The following is a 16,995-nucleotide window of genomic DNA, read 5'->3' on the forward strand; positions in this document are numbered from 1 at the left end:
TTATTCTCCCCGCGGGTAGCGTTTGGATTCCTCGAGATTGTCGAGGTTCATGTGGTTGCGCATGTAGCGCTCGGATGCCTTTTGCAGCGGCTGGTGGTCCCAGGGATAATAGGCACCGTTCCTCAGCGCCTCATAGACCACCCAGCGCCGTGCCTGGCTTTCGCGCACGCTCGCATCGAACGCCGCCATGTCCCAGCGCGCCTCGCGCATCTGTCTAAAGGCCGTGAGCGTCGTCTTGATGACTGGATTTTCCGAAGTCGCGAGATTGGTCAGCTCCAGCGGGTCGGCGTCGAGGTCATAGAGCTGTTCCGGGTCGAGCTCGCAGTGGATGTACTTCCACTTGCCCTCGCGGATCGCGACGATCGGCGCATAGGAGGCTTCCGCCGCATATTCCATCAGCACGGGCGACGTCCGCTCCGCGCCGTTGATGACGGGCACGAGGCTTTCGCCATCCGTCCAGGGCATGATCTCGTCCATCGAGATGCCGGCGAGGTCGGCGAGCGTCGGCGTAACGTCGAGATTGGAGGAGGGGGCGAGGTGCAGGCCGGGGGTAACGCCGGGACCGGCCACCATCAGCGGCACGCGGGCAGAACCCTCGAAGAAGTTCATCTTGAACCACAGGCCGCGCTCGCCCAGCATGTCGCCATGGTCGGAGCAGAACAGGATCAGCGTGTTGTCCAGCATGCGCGTGCGCGTCAGCGTGTCGACCAACTCGCCGACCTTCTCGTCGAGATAGGATATGTTGGCGAAATAGGCTTGGCGCGAGCGGCGCACGTTCTCGCCGCTGATGGCGAAGGCGGCATAGTCGCAGGAATGCAGGATGCGCGCGGAATGCGGGTCTTGCTCCTCCAGCATGCCGACCTCCGGCATCAGGTGTTCGCAATCCTCGTAGAGGTCCCAGAATTTCTTGCGCGCCACATAGGGATCGTGCGGATGGGTGAAGGAGACGGTGACGCACCACGGCCGGCGGTAGATATCGTCATTGTCGCGCGAAAGCTGGTAGAGCTTCTGGTTCGCAAGGAAGGCGACCTCGTCGTCATATTCCATCTGGTTGGTGATCTCGGCGACACCCGCGCCCGTCACCGAACCCATATTGTGATACCACCAGTCGATGCGCTCGCCCGGCTTGCGGTAGTCCGGCGTCCAGCCGAAATCGGCGGGGTAGATGTCCGTGGTCAGCCGCTCCTCGAAGCCGTGCAGCTGGTCCGGCCCGACGAAATGCATCTTGCCCGACAGCGCCGTGTAATAGCCGGCGCGGCGCAGGTGGTGGGCGAAGGTCGGGATGGAGGAGACGTATTCCGCCGCATTGTCGTAGACCCGCGTGCGGCTCGGCAATTGCCCGGCCATGAAGGAGGCGCGGGCGGGGGCGCAGAGCGGCGAGGACGTGTAGTTGTTGCGAAAGCGCGCCGAACGCGCAGCCAGCGCCTTCATGTGCGGCGCATGCAGCCAGTCCGCCGGGCCATCCGGGAAAAGCTTCCCGTTGAGCTGGTCGACCATGATGATCAGGATATTCGGCTTGCTGGCGGTCACGGATGGGTCCTTCGAAACAATGCAAGGCGTGGCGTTTGGCAGACTTTACCTCCCGCTTGAGGGGGGAGGTCGCCGCGAAGCGGCGGGTGGGGGTGACCCTGCGACAACGCCGGCAGCGGCCAACTGCGCGTTCACATACCCCTCCGTCAGCGCAATCGACGATTCGATGCTGACCGGCGCGGATTTCAGCCCTTGCCGCAGGTACAGCCCGTCGATCATCGCCGCAGCGCCATCGGCGATGTCGGAGGCGGTCGTGGCGGGGCAGAGCTGCTTGAGGCTTGCCAGCAGGTTGGAGTTCAGCCGCCGCGCATAGACGACGAGCAGGCGGCGCACCTCTTCCGAGCGCTGCGCCTCCGAATAGAAGGCGAGCCAGGCGGCGACGGTCTCGGGTGCGAACTGGTGCGCCTGGAAATTGACGCGGATCACCGCCGACAATCTCTCCCGCGGCGTCGCGGCAGCCTTCAACGCCGCCACGGCATCGGCGCGGAGCTGGCGCAGCAGGCTGCGGATCGTCTCGATGACGAGCTGTTCCTTGGAGCCGAAATAGTGGTGGGCGAGTGCGGCCGACACGCCGGCATGGCGGGCGATCTCCGACATGGTGACGGTCAGCGAGCCGTGGTCGCCGACCGCCCTCAGCGTCGCGTCCACCAGCGCCTTGCGGCGCACCGGCTCCATTCCAACCTTCGGCATGTGGTTCCCCTGATTTTCGTCAAGCGTATTTTTAATTGAGTGATCAATCAATAAATTTTTTTTTGGCACTATCGGCCCCATCAACGCCGTTTGACAGCAGCCGCAGCCCCGCGTTAGAAATTTCACCGTGGGATGGGGATGGTGCTCCCCGACAACCGCCGTTTACCGGCTGATAGCGCCTGCCAGAACCGGCCAGCAATGGCCGTCGACGGCGGGCGCGTGTTTGGCGACCGCCCGTGGGCGGTTTTTTGTTGTCCGGCTTTCCAGTAGCTGAACCATGAGGGCAACGGACATGAACTATCTGATCGTCTTTCTCGGCGCGGGCATCGGCGGTGCCGGGCGCCACGGGGTGAACGTGCTGTCGGCGCGCCTGTTCGGCACGGGCTTTCCGGCCGGCACGCTCGTCATCAACGTGCTCGGCTGCCTGGTGATGGGACTGATTGCCGGAGCCTTCGCCTTTCGCGGCCACCTGCCGCAGGAGTTGCGGCTGTTCCTCACCACCGGCATCCTCGGCGGTTTCACCACCTTTTCGGCCTTCTCGCTCGATGCGGCGCTGCTCTGGGAGCGCGGCGAGGTGGGGCTGGCCGCGCTTTATGTCGGCGCCTCGGTGATTTTTTCGCTGCTTGCTGTGGCGGCGGGGCTTATCCTGTCGCGCTATATGCTCGCAGGAGGTGCAATGTGAAGGGGCTTCTCACATCCTGGCAGGTCTGGGCGCTCGGCTCGGCGGTCTTCGCGGCGCTGACGGCGATCTTCGCCAAGATCGGCATTGCCGAAGTCAATTCCGACTTCGCGACCTTCGTGCGCACCGTGGTTATCCTGCTGGCGCTCGCCCTCATGCTGACGCTCATGGGCAACTGGCAGGCGCCGGGCACGGTGCCGGCAAGGAGCTGGATCTTCCTCATTCTCTCGGGCCTGGCGACCGGCGCCTCGTGGCTCTGCTATTTTCGCGCGCTGCAGATCGGCAAGGCTGCCCAGGTCGCGCCTGTCGACAAGCTGAGCGTTATTCTGGTCGCCGTCTTCGCCGTTCTGTTCCTCGGCGAGCAGCTTTCGCCGGCCCATTGGCTGGCTGTGGTCATGATTGGCGGCGGGGCCTTGCTGCTGGCTTTGCCTATATGAGTCGCTCCTTTTTCAACTCCTTGTAGTCATTGAACTTTCATCGAACTGTCACATTACGGAAACGGATTCTTCAGCGATCCCGGAGAACACTTCGTGGCATAAGTTCACGCCTCGGAGCCGCCCATGTCCGCCGCCGAATTGCTCGCCCTACGCCGTTTCGGGGATGGCGAGATCGTCACCCTTGCCAAGCTGGTGATCGAAACGGCCTTCCAGCCCATCGTCGAGGCCGGCACCGGCGCGGTGTTCGGCTACGAATCGCTGATGCGCGGCTTCGACCGGCTCGGCTTCAGCTCGCCGCTCGACCTGATCGACCGCGCGCACGAGGCGGGCCAGCTTCTGGCGCTGGAGCACATGGCCAACAGCCGCGCGATCGCGGCCTTCGCCGCCCTGCCCGATTTCCGCTCGCGCACGCTCTTCATCAACCTCGATTCCCGCCTGGTGCCGGAAGGGGCGGACCTCGTCGAGCGGCTCGCCGGCCATCTCTTCCGCGCCGGCATTCCGGCCTCCTCGATCTGCTTCGAGATTTCCGAGCGCTTCGACAACGATACGCTGCCGGATTTCGCGATCCTCGTGCGCAAGCTCCGGCTTGCCGGCTTCAAGCTCGCCATCGACGATTTCGGGGTCGGGCATAACGGGCTGAAGCTGCTTTGCGACCACCAGGTCGACTATCTCAAGATCGACCGCCATTTCATTTCCGGCATGGAGAACGATGCGCGCAAGCGCCATCTGGTGCGCAACACCGTCAACGCCGCCCATGTGCTCGGCATCCGCGTCATCGCCGAAGGCGTGGAAACGGAGGCCGAATTCGTCGCCGCCCGCGAGGCCGGCTGCGATCTCGTGCAGGGCTGGTTCGTCTCCCGCCCGGTCACCGATTTTTCCATGCTCAGCCCGGTCTATGCCCAGGTAACGCGGGCCGGCGGCACGCGCCGCTCGTCACGCACGCTGGACAGCATCCTCATCCGCCGCGAGATCGAGCAGGTCGCGGTGCTGCGCGAAAACGAGAGCCTGGAATCGGTCTTCGAATTCTTCCGCCGCGATCCCAAGCGCACCTTCTTCCCGGTGCTCAACGCCAATGACGAGCCGCGCGGCATCCTGCATGAATATCATGTGAAGGAACTGAGCTATCACCCGTTCGGCCGCGATCTCCTGAAGAACAAGCTCTACCAGAAGAGCCTGTCGCATTTCGTCACCACCGCGCCGATCGCCGATCTCGACACGCCCGCCGAACAATTGCTCGACGTCTTCACCGGCATGGGCGGCAATGAATGCGTGATCCTGACGGAGAACCTGCGCTATGCCGGCATCCTGTCTGCCTCCTCGCTGCTGAAGATCATCAACGAGAAGCGCCTGAAGACGGCGGAGGACCAGAACCCGCTGACCGGGCTTCCCGGTAACCGCTCGATCCGCGACTACCTTCAGGACAAGGCGCTCGACGGCGACCAGCTGCGCTGCCTGTGTTACTTCGATTTCGATAATTTCAAGCCGTTCAACGACCACTACGGCTTCCAGAAGGGCGATCTCGCGCTGTCGCTCTTCGCCTCGCTGATGCGCCGCGAATTCATCGGCGACGACGTCTTCATCGGCCATGTCGGCGGGGATGATTTTTTTGCCGGCATTTCCGGCCGTCCGGTGGAGGCTGTGCAGGTCATTCTGGAGCGGCTGTTGGCCGATTTCAGCCGCGAGGTGCGCCTGCTCTATGCGGCGGAAGACCAACTCGCCGGCCAGATCCGCGGGCATGATCGCGCCGGCAACCAGACGACGTTTCCGCTGATGCGCTGCTCGGCTGCCGTGGTCATCGTGCCGGAGGGCGAGGTGATCGGCGAGGCGGGGCTGATCAGCAGCCGGATCGCCGCCTTGAAGGCGGATGCCAAGGGCAGCGACGGGGGGCTCGTGCTGTCCTCGGCATCCGCCGCAGCGCAGCTTTCGGCTGCGCACTAGAGCATTTCCAGCCGAAGCGGCAAAACAAAAAACTTGGAAGCGGGCTCCTCGGAGCCCGCTTCCCGCCACGTCAGCGAATGAGCTTCACGGTCTTCGCTTCGTGGTTCTTGCCGGACATGTCGAAGGAGACGGACACCTTCTCGCCCGTCTTCAGCCCGGGATCGTGGAAACCCTTCGGAAGCTGGTAGGTGGTGCCGTCGCTGAGCGTCAGAGACATCGACGCCTTGTTGTAATCCTTGACCGTACCGGTCGCCGTCTGGGCGGCGAGGGCAAGAGCCGGTGTGGTGAGAACAGTGACGATGGCGAGATTGGAAAGAAGAACACGCATCTGTGTCGTCCTATAGCGGCCCCGGGCGGGGCACTGAGAAGCCGTCCGGGAGACGTCGCGTCGCGGCTCTAGGGGGGTGAGCCGCCGGCGCTCCCCGGCTTCGCAACAGAAGCTAGGCCCGGAAAAATCCGTTTTCAAATTAACAAGATTTAATTCTGCGCGTCCCGAAACGGCCGGAATCTCAGCGGTTTGCGGCTGAAAGTGGGCGGTCGGCGCGCCATCGCAAATGTCGCAGGCGCGGCCGGAAACGATTCAAATGGTTCGCGCTTTAGGCTAGAATCAGCGTTACAGATTGCGCGTCGCCAAAGCGCCCGGGGAGGCAGAAGCCCATGTCCATTCCATCATCCATGTCCTATATCGGGCTCACCGAACATGGCGGCCCGGACAATCTGGTGGTGATGGAGGGCCGCACGCCGCAGCTTCGAAGCGGCGAAATCCTCGTGCGTGTCGCGGCCGCCGGCATCAACCGGCCGGACGTGCTCCAGCGCAAGGGCGACTATCCGCCGCCGCCGGATGCCAGCCCCATCCTCGGCCTGGAGATCGCCGGCGAAGTGGTGGCGATCGGCGACGACGTGACCGGCTACGAACTCGGCGATCAGGTCTGCGCGCTGGCGAATGGCGGCGGCTATGCGCGCTATTGCGCCGTGCCGGCGACCCAGGCGCTGCCCTTTCCGAAGGGTTATGACGCGGTGAAGGCGGCGGCGCTGCCGGAAACCTTCTTCACCGTCTGGGCGAACCTCTTCATGATGGCAGGCTTGAAGCCCGGCGAGAGCGTGCTCATCCATGGCGGGTCGAGCGGCATCGGCACGACGGCCATCCAGCTTGCCGCAGCCCTTGGCTCGCGCGTCTTCACGACGGCAGGCACGGCGGAGAAATGCGAGGCCTGCCTCGACCTCGGCGCCTCCCGCGCGATCAACTACCGCAGCGAGGATTTCTGCACCGTCATCGCGGAGGAAACCGGCAAGGCCGGCGTCGACGTCATCCTCGACATGATCGGGGCCGCCTATTTCGAGCGGAACCTGAAGTCGCTCGCCCGCGACGGCCGCCTGTCGATCATCGCCTTCCTCGGCGGCACCTTTGCCGAAAAGGTCAGCCTCGCGCCCATCCTGCAAAAGCGCCTGCACCTGATGGGCTCCGCCATGCGCCCGCGCACTGCGGCGGAAAAGCAGGCGATCCGCGACGAGCTCTTGCAGAAGGTCTGGCCGCTTTTGGAGGAGGGGCGCATCGCCCCGGTGGTGCACGCCGTCCTGCCCTTTGCCGATGCCGCCGCCGGCCATCGCATGATGGAACACGGCGATCATATCGGGAAGATCATGCTGACCGTCGAAAGCAATTCCAGCAAAAGTGTGTAGCGGTTTTGCGTCCGCAATTGCGTAAAAGCTAGACGTTACGGCGCCTGCTCGATGCGGTCGCGGCCGAGATGCTTGGCGCTGTAGAGCGCCCTGTCGGCCCGCTCGAAAAGGTCTTCGACCGCATTGCCGCAATATTCCGCGACGCCGGCGGACATGGTGTAGGTGCAGCAGAGCCCCGCGCGGTTCTCCTCCTCGCGCACATGGCTGCGCAGCCGCTCCACGGCCTGCGTCGCCTGCCGGATACCGGTGCCCGGCATCAGCACCATGAATTCCTCGCCGCCGATGCGCGCGAAAACATCGCCGCCGCGCAATTGCTGGCGGCCGGCGGCGGCGAAATGCCGGAGCACGTCGTCGCCCTTGGCATGGCCGTAACGGTCGTTGATCGTCTTGAAATGATCGAGGTCGATCAGCACCAGCGAGAGCTGCGTACAGTCGCGGAAGGCCGCGCGCATTTCCGCATCCAGCCGCTCCATCGCCGCGCGGCGGTTGAGCAGCCCGGTCAGCGGGTCCGTATCGGCGGCAAGCTGCGCGGCATCGCGGGCGAGCTGCAACACGCGCTCGGTCGATTTCAGCATGGTGATGTCGGTGAAGACGCTCCACAGCCAGCCGTCGGCCAGCAGCGTCTCGTTGACCAGGAACCAGCGGTCGTCGCTGATGTCGATCTCGAAACTGCGGTGCGGGCTGCTGCGCCGTTTTTCGGCCGCCATCGCGAGAAAGGCGTCGATCGGCCCGTTCATCTTCGGGCCGACGCCCTTGGCATGGCAATGGCGCAGAATGTCGCCGAAGGTGCGCGCGCCCGGCTGCACGTCGAAGAGGGCGGCAAAAGCCGTGGAACCGTAGGAAAGTTCGTCGTCCGGCGAAAATAGCGCGAAGGCGACGCCGGAGGCGTCGAGCCCGGACAGCACGAGGTCGGTCGTCGCGCGGTCGCGGATGGCTGCAAGCGGCAGGATAGCATCGGCATGCGCCCTGCTGCTCTCGCCCGGCACCCTGTGCCCGTTGCTGCGTCTCACCCGGTTTTCCTTCCAAGGCCGAATCGTCAGGGCGTTGCGCCGGACGATAGGGGCCTTTTGTGGCAGAAGGAGGCAGTGTCGCAACGAGGACTGCCGGATGCCGTTAACAAATCCTCAATCCGCGCTTGTGGCCTTTCCCGTCGGAAGGGTGGTCGCAAGCAGCATGCCGAGCGCCGCCGGGATGGCGAGCAGCAGGTAGAGCCAGCGCGCCGCCGTCACAGCACCTTCCGTGCCGCCGGGATCGACGAGGCCGGTCGTGTTGACGATGATGCCGGCAATCGCCGCCCCGAAGGCAGCACCCAGCGCCTGCATGGTGGTGATGGCCGCGGACGCCTTGTCCGTCTCGCCGGCCGGCGCCAGATGCAGCACATGGGTGACGAGATGCGCCCAGCCGAGGCCGATGCCGAAACCCATCAGGAAGATGAAGACGGTGGCGATCGCCAGCAGCGGCAGGCTGCCTGCGGGATTGTGCCGGGCGAGCGTGACGACGAGAAGCGCGGTGGCAACCGCCTCGACCAGCGCGCCGCCGACGATGACCCGGTTGGCGCGCCGCCCCCGGATGTTTGCGGTGGCAAAGGCCGCGGCCGTCCAGCCGAGCGCCAGCAGCGCCACGAGATAGCCGGAAACGAGCGGCGTCACCCCGTGCAACACCTGAAGGAAATAGGGGATGTAGATGTCCGAGCAGATGGTGACGAGCAGCATCAGCATGATGAGATAGACGCGGGCAAGCGGCGAGGTGAGGCGCATCGTGCCGGCCGGCAGCAGCCGCGCTTCGGTGTGCCGCTCGATGGTGATGGCGGCGATGATCGCGACGACGGCTGAGGCCGCAAAGAGGCTGCGCAGCGCCGGCGCATCCACCGAGCTTGCGAAGGACAACACGACCACGGCCGCGACCAGCAGCACGATCTGCAGGAAGGGCGTCTTCGTCGTCACCCGCTCGGCCTCGCCGGAGGGCAGCAGTTTTGGCGCGGAGACCGCCATCAGGATGGAAAGCGGAATGAGGAGCGCAAAGGCCTCGCGCCAGGCGCTGCCGGCGGCAAAGATGCCGCCGATCGTCGGGCCGAGGAAGGTCGCGATGCCCCAGACGGCGGCATAGAGCGTCGAGGCCGTGCTCCACAGCGGTTCCGGATAGACAAAGCGGATGAAGGCATAACCGAGCGCCACGAGGAAGCCGGCGCCGAGCCCCTGGATCGCCCGGCCGACCAGCACCGTCTCCATGGTGGGCGCGATGGCGCAGACGAGGCTGCCGATGCCGAACAGCACCGCGCCGAAGACATAACAGCGATTGAGCGTCACGCTCTTCGGCCGCACCGCCACGAAGGTCGAGCCGAGCACCGAGGCCGCGACATAGATCGTCGTCGCCCAGGCAAACAGCGGAAGGCCGCCGATATCGCGCACGATCGAGGGCATCAGCGTCGCGGTGATATAGGTCTCCACCGCATGCAGCATGATCCCGCCGCCCAGCATCAGCGTCCCGAACAGATAGGCGCGGGAAAACAGGCTGGAAAGCCGCGGCGCGGCCTCCTTCGGGGTGATGACGCTATCGGACATGAAATTGAGCCTTGGCATGCGAAAAGAATGGATTTCAGACGTCGCACGGCTTCAAACCGACTGCAAGCCGTGACTTTTCAATGAAAATGCGGGTCCGATGGGCCGAGAGCCGCGCCAGCCTCTCCTCCGTCATGGTCGGGCTTGACCCGACCATCCATGCCGCGAGCGCCATGTGGATCCTCGGGTCGAGCCCGAGGATGACGGTGGGTGGGCGAAGTTACGGATTCCATTCGCCAGCAACCTGCCGCGTCGCCACGTTGAATCGGTTCCAAACATTGATCGCTGCGATCTCCACGACGAGGGCGGCCAGCGTCTTTTCGTCGTAGTGACGGGCGGCTTCGTTCCAGACCGCGTCCGGCACCGGCTCCTCGCGGTCGGCGATGCGGGTCAGCGCCTCGGTCAGCGCGAGCGCGGCGCGTTCGGCGTCGGTGTAGAAGGGCGCCTCGCGCCAGGCGGCGACGGAGAAGATGCGCCGGTCGCTCTCGCCGGCCTTCTTCATCATGCGCGGATGCAGGTCGACGCAGAAGCCGCAGCCATTGATCTGGCTTGCCCTCAGATGCACGAGGTTCGCGGTCTTCTCCGGCAGGCCGGTTTTCTGCGCGGCCCCCTGCAACGCCTGCAATGCGCCCATGACTTCGGGGAGAACGGCGACGATATTGTTCATACGGGATTGCATTTTTTCGCTCCTTGCAATGTTTTCGCGTTCGACGAATGCGAACCCTGTCACACCGGGCCTGCTTCGTTCGTCATGGCCATGACGCCGCTGAGCGAGGGAGTGTGACAGATGAGCGAGAAAAAATTCTGGGCCGAACATTTCGAGGCTGAACGCGGGCGCCTCGGCACCGTCGCCTTCCGCATGCTGGGCTCGCGGGCCGAGGCGGAGGATGCGGTGCAGGAAGCCTGGCTCCGGCTGGAGCGGGCCAGCGGCGACGGCATCGACAATCTCGGTGGCTGGCTGACGACCGTCGTCGGCCGCATCTGCCTCGACATGCTGCGCGCCCGCACGAAGCGCCGCGAGGACCCCATCGACGGTGACGACGGCGAAATACAGCACGCCGACCCGAGCGCCGCGGCCGACGAACAGGCGGCCCTTGCCGATTCCGTCGGCCTCGCGCTGCTGGTCGTGCTGGAGCGCCTGGCGCCCGCCGAGCGCCTCGCATTTGTCCTGCATGACATGTTCGACGTACCCTTCGAGGAGATCGGCCGCATCGTCGACAAGACGCCGGTTGCCGCCCGGCAGCTCGCAAGCCGCGCGCGCCGTCGCGTGCAGGGCCTGCAGGAGACGCCGGCTGCGGATTACGACCGCCGCAAGCGCGTCGTCGCGGCCTTCCTCGCCGCCTCGCGCGATGGCGATTTTTCAGGCCTGCTCGCCGTGCTCGATCCCGAGGTCGTCTTCCACGCGGATGAAGATGCGGTGCGGCTCGGTTCGCTTGCGGAAATCCACGGCGCGCAGGCGGTGGCCACCACCTTCAAGGGCAAGGCGACCGCCGCAAGGCTCGCCCTCATCGACGGCCATTTCGGCCTCGCCGTCATCCTCGGCGGCGAACTCAGGATCGTCGTGCGCATGGAGGTTGCGGGCGACCAGATCACCGCCATCGACTCGATCGCCGACCCCGCCCGCATCGCCGCCTTCGAGGTCGAGTATCTTTAGGAGGCTACCCACTCCTCCGTCATGCTCGGGCTTGACCCGAGCATCCACGCCGCGCGTGCTGCATGGACCCTCGGGTCAAGCCCGAGGGTGACAGCGGGGTGGGGCATGCCTTGTCAGCAAACCGCTAGACCCCGATGCGTCCGATCGCGGGTATCTTGATCGCCGGCCGGTAAAAATCCACGCCGGCGACAAGGCCCATGATGTGCAGTTCGAGCCCGGAGCGCAGCCCGGCCGAGATGCCGAGCAGGCCATAAAGCGTTGCATGCATGTCCTTGCCGTCCGCATCGATGGCGAAGAGCTTGCCCTCCGGCAGGTAATCGCGCCCCACCGCATCCGGCGGCAGCACGACGCCGAGTTCCGGCACGTTGCGCAGCACATGGGCGACGAAGGTGTTGGAGTTCGGCCCCGGCCAGATGCGATAGCCGCCGGGCTTGGAATAGGGGTAACTGGCGATCGCCTGCTCGATCTTCGGGATCAGCCGCGCCGCCTCGTCGCCGCTGACGCTGACGACCACGCGCGGCGTGTTGGAATACCAGAAGGCATCCGGCGCATAACCGTTCTTGCGCACCGGCGTGCCCCAGCCGACCTTGTCATAGCGGTTGTAGCTTTTGGCATTGGCTTCCTTGGTGACGATCCAGGCGTGGCTTGCCACCGCGCCCTTCAGGCCGCCGGTCGCGGCCGAAAAGATGTGGATCGTCGCCCGCGGCGTGTCTTCGGCACTCGGCAGGATACCGGCGGATTTCCAGTTCGCCTCCCGCCAGTTCTGCGGCCGGTCCTTGATGTACCAGTAGCCCGCGGAGGCCAGCGCCGGCATGAGATAGATCACGAGAAAGAGGACGAACACGTTCCTCAGGAATTTCATGCGGGGTCTCTCCAAACCGAGTGTCCACATCCATGGATTTCGGATAATACCGCATTCGAAACCGGAAATTTGAGGGCACGAATATGGCAAACCCCGTCCTAGTCGAAGTCACCCGCGGCGATCTCGTCGAAAGCCGCCATCGCGGCATGGTCGTGGCGGTCGATGGTGATGGCAAGGTGATGTTTTCGCAAGGCGAAATCGACGCCGTCGTCTTTCCGCGCTCGGCCTGCAAGGCCATGCAGGGCCTGCCGCTCGTCGAAAGCGGTGCCGCCGATGCGCACGGCTTCGGCAACCGCGAACTGGCGCTCGCCTGTTCCTCGCACAATGGCGAGCCCGCGCATGCGCGCCTTGCCGCCACCATGCTCGCCGCCGCCGGCGTCGATGAGAGCGTGCTGGAATGCGGCGCCCATTGGTCCTTCGAACAGCCGGTGCTGATCGGCCAGGCCCGCCAGCTCGACCACCCAACCGCCCTTCACAACAATTGCTCGGGCAAACATGCCGGCTTCATCTGCGCCGCCTGCCACACCGGCAAGGACCTTGAGGGCTATGTGCGCTACGAACACCCCGTCCAGGCTGAAATCCGCGGCATCATGGAAAACCTGACGGGATCGGCGCTTGCCACCGAAAATTGCGGCACCGACGGCTGCTCGATCCCGACCTACGCCGTGCCGCTGAAAAACCTCGCCCACGGCTTCGCCAAGATGGCGACCGGCGCGGGCCTTGCTCCCGAGCGCGCCAAGGCCTCGCGCCGGCTGATCGCCGCCTGCATGGCCGAACCCTTCTACGTCGCCGGCACGAAGCGCGCCTGCACCCGCCTCATGGAAACCGCCCCCGGCCGCATCTTCGCGAAAACCGGTGCCGAAGGCGTCTTCTGCGCCGCCATCCCCGAAAAAGGCATCGCCATCGCGCTGAAATGCGAGGACGGCACCACCCGCGCCGCCGAAAGCATGGTCGCCGCCACGCTCGCCCGTTTCTTCACCGAAGAACCCGACCTCCACGCCGCCCTGATGGCCCAGGCCAACCGCTCCATGTCCAACTGGAACGGCATCCACGTCGGCGACGTCCGCGTGACGGACGCGTTTGCCGCGTAAAATTGACACCCTATGACGTTATGCGTTATGATGATGCATGATCAAGAGCTTCGCCGACCGCGAGACCGAGCTGATCTGGTCCGGCCGTCGAAGCCGGCGGCTGCCGGCCGACATGCAGACCATAGCGCTGCGCAAGCTGCGCATGTTGCACGCCGCGCAGGCGGTGACGGACCTGCGCGTGCCGCCCGGCAACCGGCTGGAACTCCTGAAGGGAAATCTGGCGGGGCTCTATTCGATCCGGATCAATGACCAGTGGCGCATCTGTTTTAGCTGGTCGGAAGGGGATGCCGCGAATGTCCGCATCATCGACTACCATGACTGACGACCTGCTCGCCAACCCGCATCCCGGCGATATCCTGCTGGAGGAATTTTTGCAGCCGATGGAGATCAGCCAGAATGCGCTGGCGCGCGCCGTGCATGTGCCGCCGCGCCGGATCAATGAGATCGTGCTCGGCAAGCGCCAGGTCACAGCCGACACGGATCTCAGGCTCACGCGCTATTTTGGCCTGTCGGAAGGCTATTTTCTGCGTCTTCAGGCCGAATTCGACCTGATGCAGAAGCGCCGTGAGATCGGGCGGGATCTCGATCGCATCGTCCCCCGCGACGCCGCCTGATCAGGCCTCGGCGATCTCGACACCCGTCTCCCGGTAGGGCGCCAGCGCCTCCGGCGTGAGCCCGGCCGGCACGATGAGGCCGGTGGCGGCGGGAAGGGGCATGATCCTCCAGGGGGAGGCGAGGCCGAGTTTTTCGTGGGTCAGCAGGATCCAGGTCACAGCGGCGTTTTCGGCGATGGTGCGCTTGGTTGCGGCTTCCTCCATGTCGCCGGTGGTGAGGCCGTGGGTCGGGTGGGCGGCGGTGACGCCCATGAAATAGATGTCCGCCTTCAGGCCGCGGATCGCATCGAGCGCCATGGCGCCCGTCGTCACCATCGAATGTTTGTAGAGCCTGCCGCCGATCAGCACGACCTCGGCGGTCGGGTGGCGTTCGAGTTCGCAGGCGATGGTCGGGCTGTGCGTGACGACCGTGAAGGGGAAGCTGCGGGGTAGGGCGCGGGCGAGCGCCGCCGTGGTCGTGCCGCCATCGAGGAAGATCACCTGTCCGGGTGCGACCATCGCCGCTGCGCGGGCGCCGAGCGCGGCCTTCTCGTCCGTCGCGAGCGACTGGCGCGCGGCAAAATCCGGCAGCGGCGGGGAGAGCGGCAGCGCGCCGCCGTGCACCCGTTTCAAGAGGCCCTCCGACGCCATTTCCCTGAGATCCCGCCGGATCGTGTCCTCCGACAGATCCAGTTCCGCCGCCAGCGTCTTCGCGACGATCTCGCCGTCGCGGTTCAGCCGTTCGGCGATCAGGGCCTTTCGCTGGCTGGTCAGCATGTCTTCGCACTCCATCTTGACTCTGCACGAAATTACACGAATATTCGTGAAATATCCAGAAAATTCAGGATATTTCGTGCAAGGAAAATAGTAAGGAGTAAATCATGCTTATCCTGATCGCCGGCCCCTATCGCTCGGGCACGGGAGACGACCCGCAAAAGATGGCGGAGAATTTGCAGCGGCTGGAGGCGCCGTCCTATGCGCTGTTCAAGGCCGGCCATGTGCCGATGATCGGCGAATGGGTGGCGCTGCCCGTCTGGCATGCGGCGGGCGGCGAGACGATCGGCGATGCGCTGCACGAGGAGATCTTCTATCCCGTCGCGCACCGCCTGCTTGAACTCTGCGAGGGCGTGCTGCGCCTGCCCGGTGCCTCCAAGGGGGCGGACAATGATGTGCGCATCGCCCGCGAGCGCGGCATTCCGGTCTGGCATCGGCTGGAGGACGTGCCGGGCTGCGCGCCGGCATAAAAATCTGCACGGGCTTGTCGGCACCGGACGTCGCTTTACGTCCTTGTGGCATGACGGGGTGATCCGCCGGTGGCGGACCCCCGCACAGCAAGCAAAAAGGAGGATTTCCATGCGCATGATCTTCGTCAACCTGCCCGTCAAGGACCTGGCGGCCACCCGCCGCTTCTTCGGCGCGCTCGGCTATGGCTTCAACGAGGCCTTCAGCGACGACACCGCCGCCTGCATGGTGGTGGACGAAAACATCTTCGTCATGCACCTGACGGAGGAAAAATTCGCCCAGTTCGTGAAGGGCGAGGTGGGGGATCCGGAAAAGCAGACGCAGGTGCTGACCTGCCTTTCGGCCGCAAGCCGACAGGAGATCGACGACATCAAGGCCAAGGCGCTTGCCGCCGGTGCGCGCGAATGGCAGCCGAACATCGAATTCGGCCCCATGTACGGCTGCTCCTTTCAGGACATTAACGGCAATGTCTGGGAGTTCATGTTCATGGACCAGTCCGGCGGCCAGTCGATCGGCTGACGAGGTGAGGCCCGCGCCCACAGCGCGGGCCTTTTCGCATCAATCGTCGTGTTTGTGCGCTTCGGCCACGAAGCTGAGCGTCGCGGTGTAACCGATCGTGTCGGCCTTCGGGTCGTTTTCCAGCGGCACGCCATGGTCGACCGACAGCACGTTCAGCCCGTCATTGCGGATCGCCACGACGACCTCGCCATCCGCATCCGTCGGCTCGCTCTTGAGCGCGGCCTGATTGATGTAGTCGAGCGTCACGACCGCGCCGGCAAGCGGCTTGCCGTCGTGGAGCACGCGCAGCCGGATCGGGTCGCCGGCCTTGCGGCCTATGGGATTGTCGAGCGGAACGATCTGCAGGTCCTGCTTCGGGAAATCGGGCAGGGCGTCATGCACATGCAGCAGCGAAAGGCTGTTCTTGATGTAGTGGCCGGTCGCCTTGGCATCCGCCACCTTGTCCTTCGGCTCGTTCACCCAGGTTCCGTCCGCCTTTTCGCTCCAGTACCCGTTGTCGAAGGTCAGCGCGATGGCGGCCGGCTCGCCCTCCGGCTTCAGGATCGCGTGTTTGTCGCGCTTGTCGATGGTGACAGGCGCGGCCGCCCCGTCCTCGGCAATGGCGATCGCCTGCGTGATGCGGGCCGGGTCATAGGCATCGTCGCCGGCGCCGTGGCCATAGATGACGCCGAGTTCGCCCCAGCGCTCCGCCACCCAGGCGCCATGCGCGCCGGCCGTTGCGGGAAGAAGCAGGGCGAACGACAGCGCGCCCGAAACAGCGATGATCCGTTTCAGCATTTTGGTCTCCGAATTGGTAATGTTATTACGTTACAAATCCGGTTTAACCTTGCGGCGGGAAGGGTGTCAAGCGTCTCGAAAAAGGAAAGAGGGCGTTCAGCCGAACGTCTTGCGCAGCTTTGCCGGCGCCTTGTAGCGCCAGGCTTCGGTGATCCGGTGCTGCAATTCGGCATCGTCGATCGCTGCCGCGCGGATGAGCAGCGCCGGCCAGCCGCGGTAATGATCGGTCTCGTAGTAGATATCGGGCGCCATCTCGATCAGGCGCTCCTTCTCGTCGAGCGGCGCCATCAGCACCAGCGTGTCGGCATCCTTGATGCGCAGAAACAGCTTTCCCGCCACCTTGAGCGCCGGCGTGCCGTAGGACGTGCCCGTCTCGACGCCCGGAAGGTGTTGCGAGAGGCGCTGAAGCCGCGCCAGCAGCGCGTCGTTTTCGTCATCTGGCATGCGAAAAATCCTCCCCGGGCAGGATACACCGGCGCGGGGAGGACTTCGAGGGAGGATCAGGCCGGGTGTTTGCAGCTTTCCTCGACGCAGACCCGCGGGCGGAACAGGCCGAAGGGCAGGTCGCCGAGCGCGCGCGAATCCATCGTCTCGATATCGGGATGGGAGAGCGGATCGCGCATCCAGACGGGCGTGTCCGCGGGGTCCACCTCGGCTTTCAGCGCCGCGGCCACTCTGGAGAAAATCTTGAACATTGCCTTCTCCTTGCGGTTCGTTACCATTGTCGATGGCTGATAATCGCGCC

General features: G+C 64.8%; 21 protein-coding genes and 1 riboswitch. Of the genes, 10 read left to right on the top strand and 11 right to left on the bottom strand.

What is annotated here, in order from left to right:
* Complete coding sequence (gene betC, locus GB927_RS18575; protein WP_256118680.1) at positions 1–1,530, bottom strand: choline-sulfatase; 1,530 nt, start codon at positions 1,528–1,530, stop codon at positions 1–3.
* A gap of 45 nt (positions 1,531–1,575) precedes the next feature.
* Positions 1,576–2,220, bottom strand: a complete 645-nt coding sequence (gene betI, locus GB927_RS18580) for a transcriptional regulator BetI (protein WP_256118681.1) — start codon at positions 2,218–2,220, stop codon at positions 1,576–1,578.
* Between the two features lie 125 nt (positions 2,221–2,345).
* Positions 2,346–2,409: riboswitch (Fluoride riboswitch) on the top strand.
* A 103-nt stretch (positions 2,410–2,512) separates the two neighbouring features.
* Here betI and crcB point away from each other — a divergent pair.
* The 3 genes from crcB (at position 2,513) to GB927_RS18595 (ending at position 5,274) form a co-directional block, all read left to right on the top strand.
* Positions 2,513–2,902 carry a fluoride efflux transporter CrcB gene (gene crcB / locus GB927_RS18585; RefSeq protein WP_256118682.1) on the top strand — a complete coding sequence of 130 codons (390 nt, stop codon included), beginning with the start codon at positions 2,513–2,515 and terminating at the stop codon, positions 2,900–2,902.
* Positions 2,899–3,336: an EamA family transporter gene (locus GB927_RS18590; protein ID WP_256118683.1), complete on the top strand. Its 438-nt coding sequence runs from the start codon at positions 2,899–2,901 to the stop codon at positions 3,334–3,336. The genes crcB and GB927_RS18590 overlap by 4 nt, the downstream gene beginning before the upstream one ends.
* 123 nt (positions 3,337–3,459) lie before the next feature.
* Positions 3,460–5,274: a GGDEF domain-containing protein gene (locus GB927_RS18595; RefSeq protein WP_256118684.1), complete on the top strand. Its 1,815-nt coding sequence runs from the start codon at positions 3,460–3,462 to the stop codon at positions 5,272–5,274.
* 70 nt (positions 5,275–5,344) lie between these two features.
* Here GB927_RS18595 and GB927_RS18600 read toward each other — a convergent pair whose 3' ends face one another.
* Entirely contained in the window at positions 5,345–5,602 is a 258-nt protein-coding gene (locus GB927_RS18600; RefSeq protein ID WP_256118685.1) for a DUF1344 domain-containing protein, read from the bottom strand.
* Between the two features lie 329 nt (positions 5,603–5,931).
* Between GB927_RS18600 and GB927_RS18605 the strand changes: the two genes are divergently transcribed.
* On the top strand, positions 5,932–6,954 hold the full coding sequence (locus GB927_RS18605) for an NAD(P)H-quinone oxidoreductase (protein ID WP_256118686.1): 1,023 nt from the start codon (positions 5,932–5,934) through the stop codon (positions 6,952–6,954).
* Positions 6,955–6,989: 35 nt separating this feature from the next.
* Here the strand turns inward: GB927_RS18605 and GB927_RS34410 are convergent, their stop codons facing one another.
* From GB927_RS34410 to GB927_RS18620, 3 genes are all read right to left on the bottom strand, one after another.
* Positions 6,990–7,964 (bottom strand): sensor domain-containing diguanylate cyclase, encoded by a 975-nt coding sequence (locus GB927_RS34410; protein WP_256118687.1) that lies wholly within the window; start codon positions 7,962–7,964, stop codon positions 6,990–6,992.
* A gap of 114 nt (positions 7,965–8,078) precedes the next feature.
* Positions 8,079–9,515 carry an MFS transporter gene (locus GB927_RS18615; RefSeq protein WP_256118688.1) on the bottom strand — a complete coding sequence of 479 codons (1,437 nt, stop codon included), beginning with the start codon at positions 9,513–9,515 and terminating at the stop codon, positions 8,079–8,081.
* A gap of 217 nt (positions 9,516–9,732) precedes the next feature.
* A complete protein-coding gene (locus GB927_RS18620; RefSeq protein WP_256118689.1) occupies positions 9,733–10,191 on the bottom strand; it encodes a carboxymuconolactone decarboxylase family protein in 459 nt (152 codons plus the stop codon).
* A gap of 108 nt (positions 10,192–10,299) precedes the next feature.
* Between GB927_RS18620 and GB927_RS18625 the strand changes: the two genes are divergently transcribed.
* Positions 10,300–11,166, top strand: a complete 867-nt coding sequence (locus GB927_RS18625) for a sigma-70 family RNA polymerase sigma factor (RefSeq protein ID WP_256118690.1) — start codon at positions 10,300–10,302, stop codon at positions 11,164–11,166.
* Between the two features lie 124 nt (positions 11,167–11,290).
* Here the strand turns inward: GB927_RS18625 and GB927_RS18630 are convergent, their stop codons facing one another.
* On the bottom strand, positions 11,291–12,028 hold the full coding sequence (locus GB927_RS18630; protein ID WP_256118691.1) for a DUF3750 domain-containing protein: 738 nt from the start codon (positions 12,026–12,028) through the stop codon (positions 11,291–11,293).
* Positions 12,029–12,111: 83 nt separating this feature from the next.
* Here GB927_RS18630 and GB927_RS18635 point away from each other — a divergent pair, with 83 nt between their 5' ends.
* The 3 genes from GB927_RS18635 to GB927_RS18645 are packed head-to-tail and all read left to right on the top strand — an operon-like array spanning position 12,112 to position 13,733.
* On the top strand, positions 12,112–13,119 hold the full coding sequence (locus tag GB927_RS18635; RefSeq protein WP_256118692.1) for an asparaginase: 1,008 nt from the start codon (positions 12,112–12,114) through the stop codon (positions 13,117–13,119).
* Positions 13,120–13,156: 37 nt separating this feature from the next.
* Positions 13,157–13,441, top strand: coding sequence for a type II toxin-antitoxin system RelE/ParE family toxin (locus GB927_RS18640; RefSeq protein ID WP_256118693.1), 285 nt, complete (start codon positions 13,157–13,159; stop codon positions 13,439–13,441).
* Positions 13,413–13,733, top strand: coding sequence for a HigA family addiction module antitoxin (locus tag GB927_RS18645; RefSeq protein ID WP_256118694.1), 321 nt, complete (start codon positions 13,413–13,415; stop codon positions 13,731–13,733). The genes GB927_RS18640 and GB927_RS18645 overlap by 29 nt, the downstream gene beginning before the upstream one ends.
* On the opposite strand, the gene GB927_RS18650 is transcribed toward GB927_RS18645, so the two are convergent.
* Positions 13,734–14,489 carry a DeoR/GlpR family DNA-binding transcription regulator gene (locus GB927_RS18650; RefSeq protein WP_256118695.1) on the bottom strand — a complete coding sequence of 252 codons (756 nt, stop codon included), beginning with the start codon at positions 14,487–14,489 and terminating at the stop codon, positions 13,734–13,736.
* A gap of 104 nt (positions 14,490–14,593) precedes the next feature.
* On the opposite strand from GB927_RS18650, the gene GB927_RS18655 reads away from it, so the two are divergent.
* A complete protein-coding gene (locus tag GB927_RS18655) occupies positions 14,594–14,956 on the top strand; it encodes a DUF4406 domain-containing protein (protein ID WP_256118696.1) in 363 nt (120 codons plus the stop codon).
* A gap of 109 nt (positions 14,957–15,065) precedes the next feature.
* A complete protein-coding gene (locus GB927_RS18660; protein ID WP_256118697.1) occupies positions 15,066–15,473 on the top strand; it encodes a VOC family protein in 408 nt (135 codons plus the stop codon).
* 39 nt (positions 15,474–15,512) lie between these two features.
* Here the strand turns inward: GB927_RS18660 and GB927_RS18665 are convergent, their stop codons facing one another.
* The 3 genes from GB927_RS18665 to GB927_RS18675 form a co-directional block, all read right to left on the bottom strand.
* Positions 15,513–16,250 (bottom strand): DUF4198 domain-containing protein, encoded by a 738-nt coding sequence (locus tag GB927_RS18665; RefSeq protein ID WP_256118698.1) that lies wholly within the window; start codon positions 16,248–16,250, stop codon positions 15,513–15,515.
* 96 nt (positions 16,251–16,346) lie between these two features.
* A complete protein-coding gene (locus GB927_RS18670; RefSeq protein ID WP_256118699.1) occupies positions 16,347–16,694 on the bottom strand; it encodes an MmcQ/YjbR family DNA-binding protein in 348 nt (115 codons plus the stop codon).
* Between the two features lie 56 nt (positions 16,695–16,750).
* Entirely contained in the window at positions 16,751–16,945 is a 195-nt protein-coding gene (locus GB927_RS18675) for a hypothetical protein (protein WP_256118700.1), read from the bottom strand.
* Positions 16,946–16,995 lie beyond the last annotated feature (50 nt).

The organism is Shinella lacus (assembly GCF_010994755.1).
Lineage (GTDB): Bacteria > Pseudomonadota > Alphaproteobacteria > Rhizobiales > Rhizobiaceae > Shinella > Shinella lacus.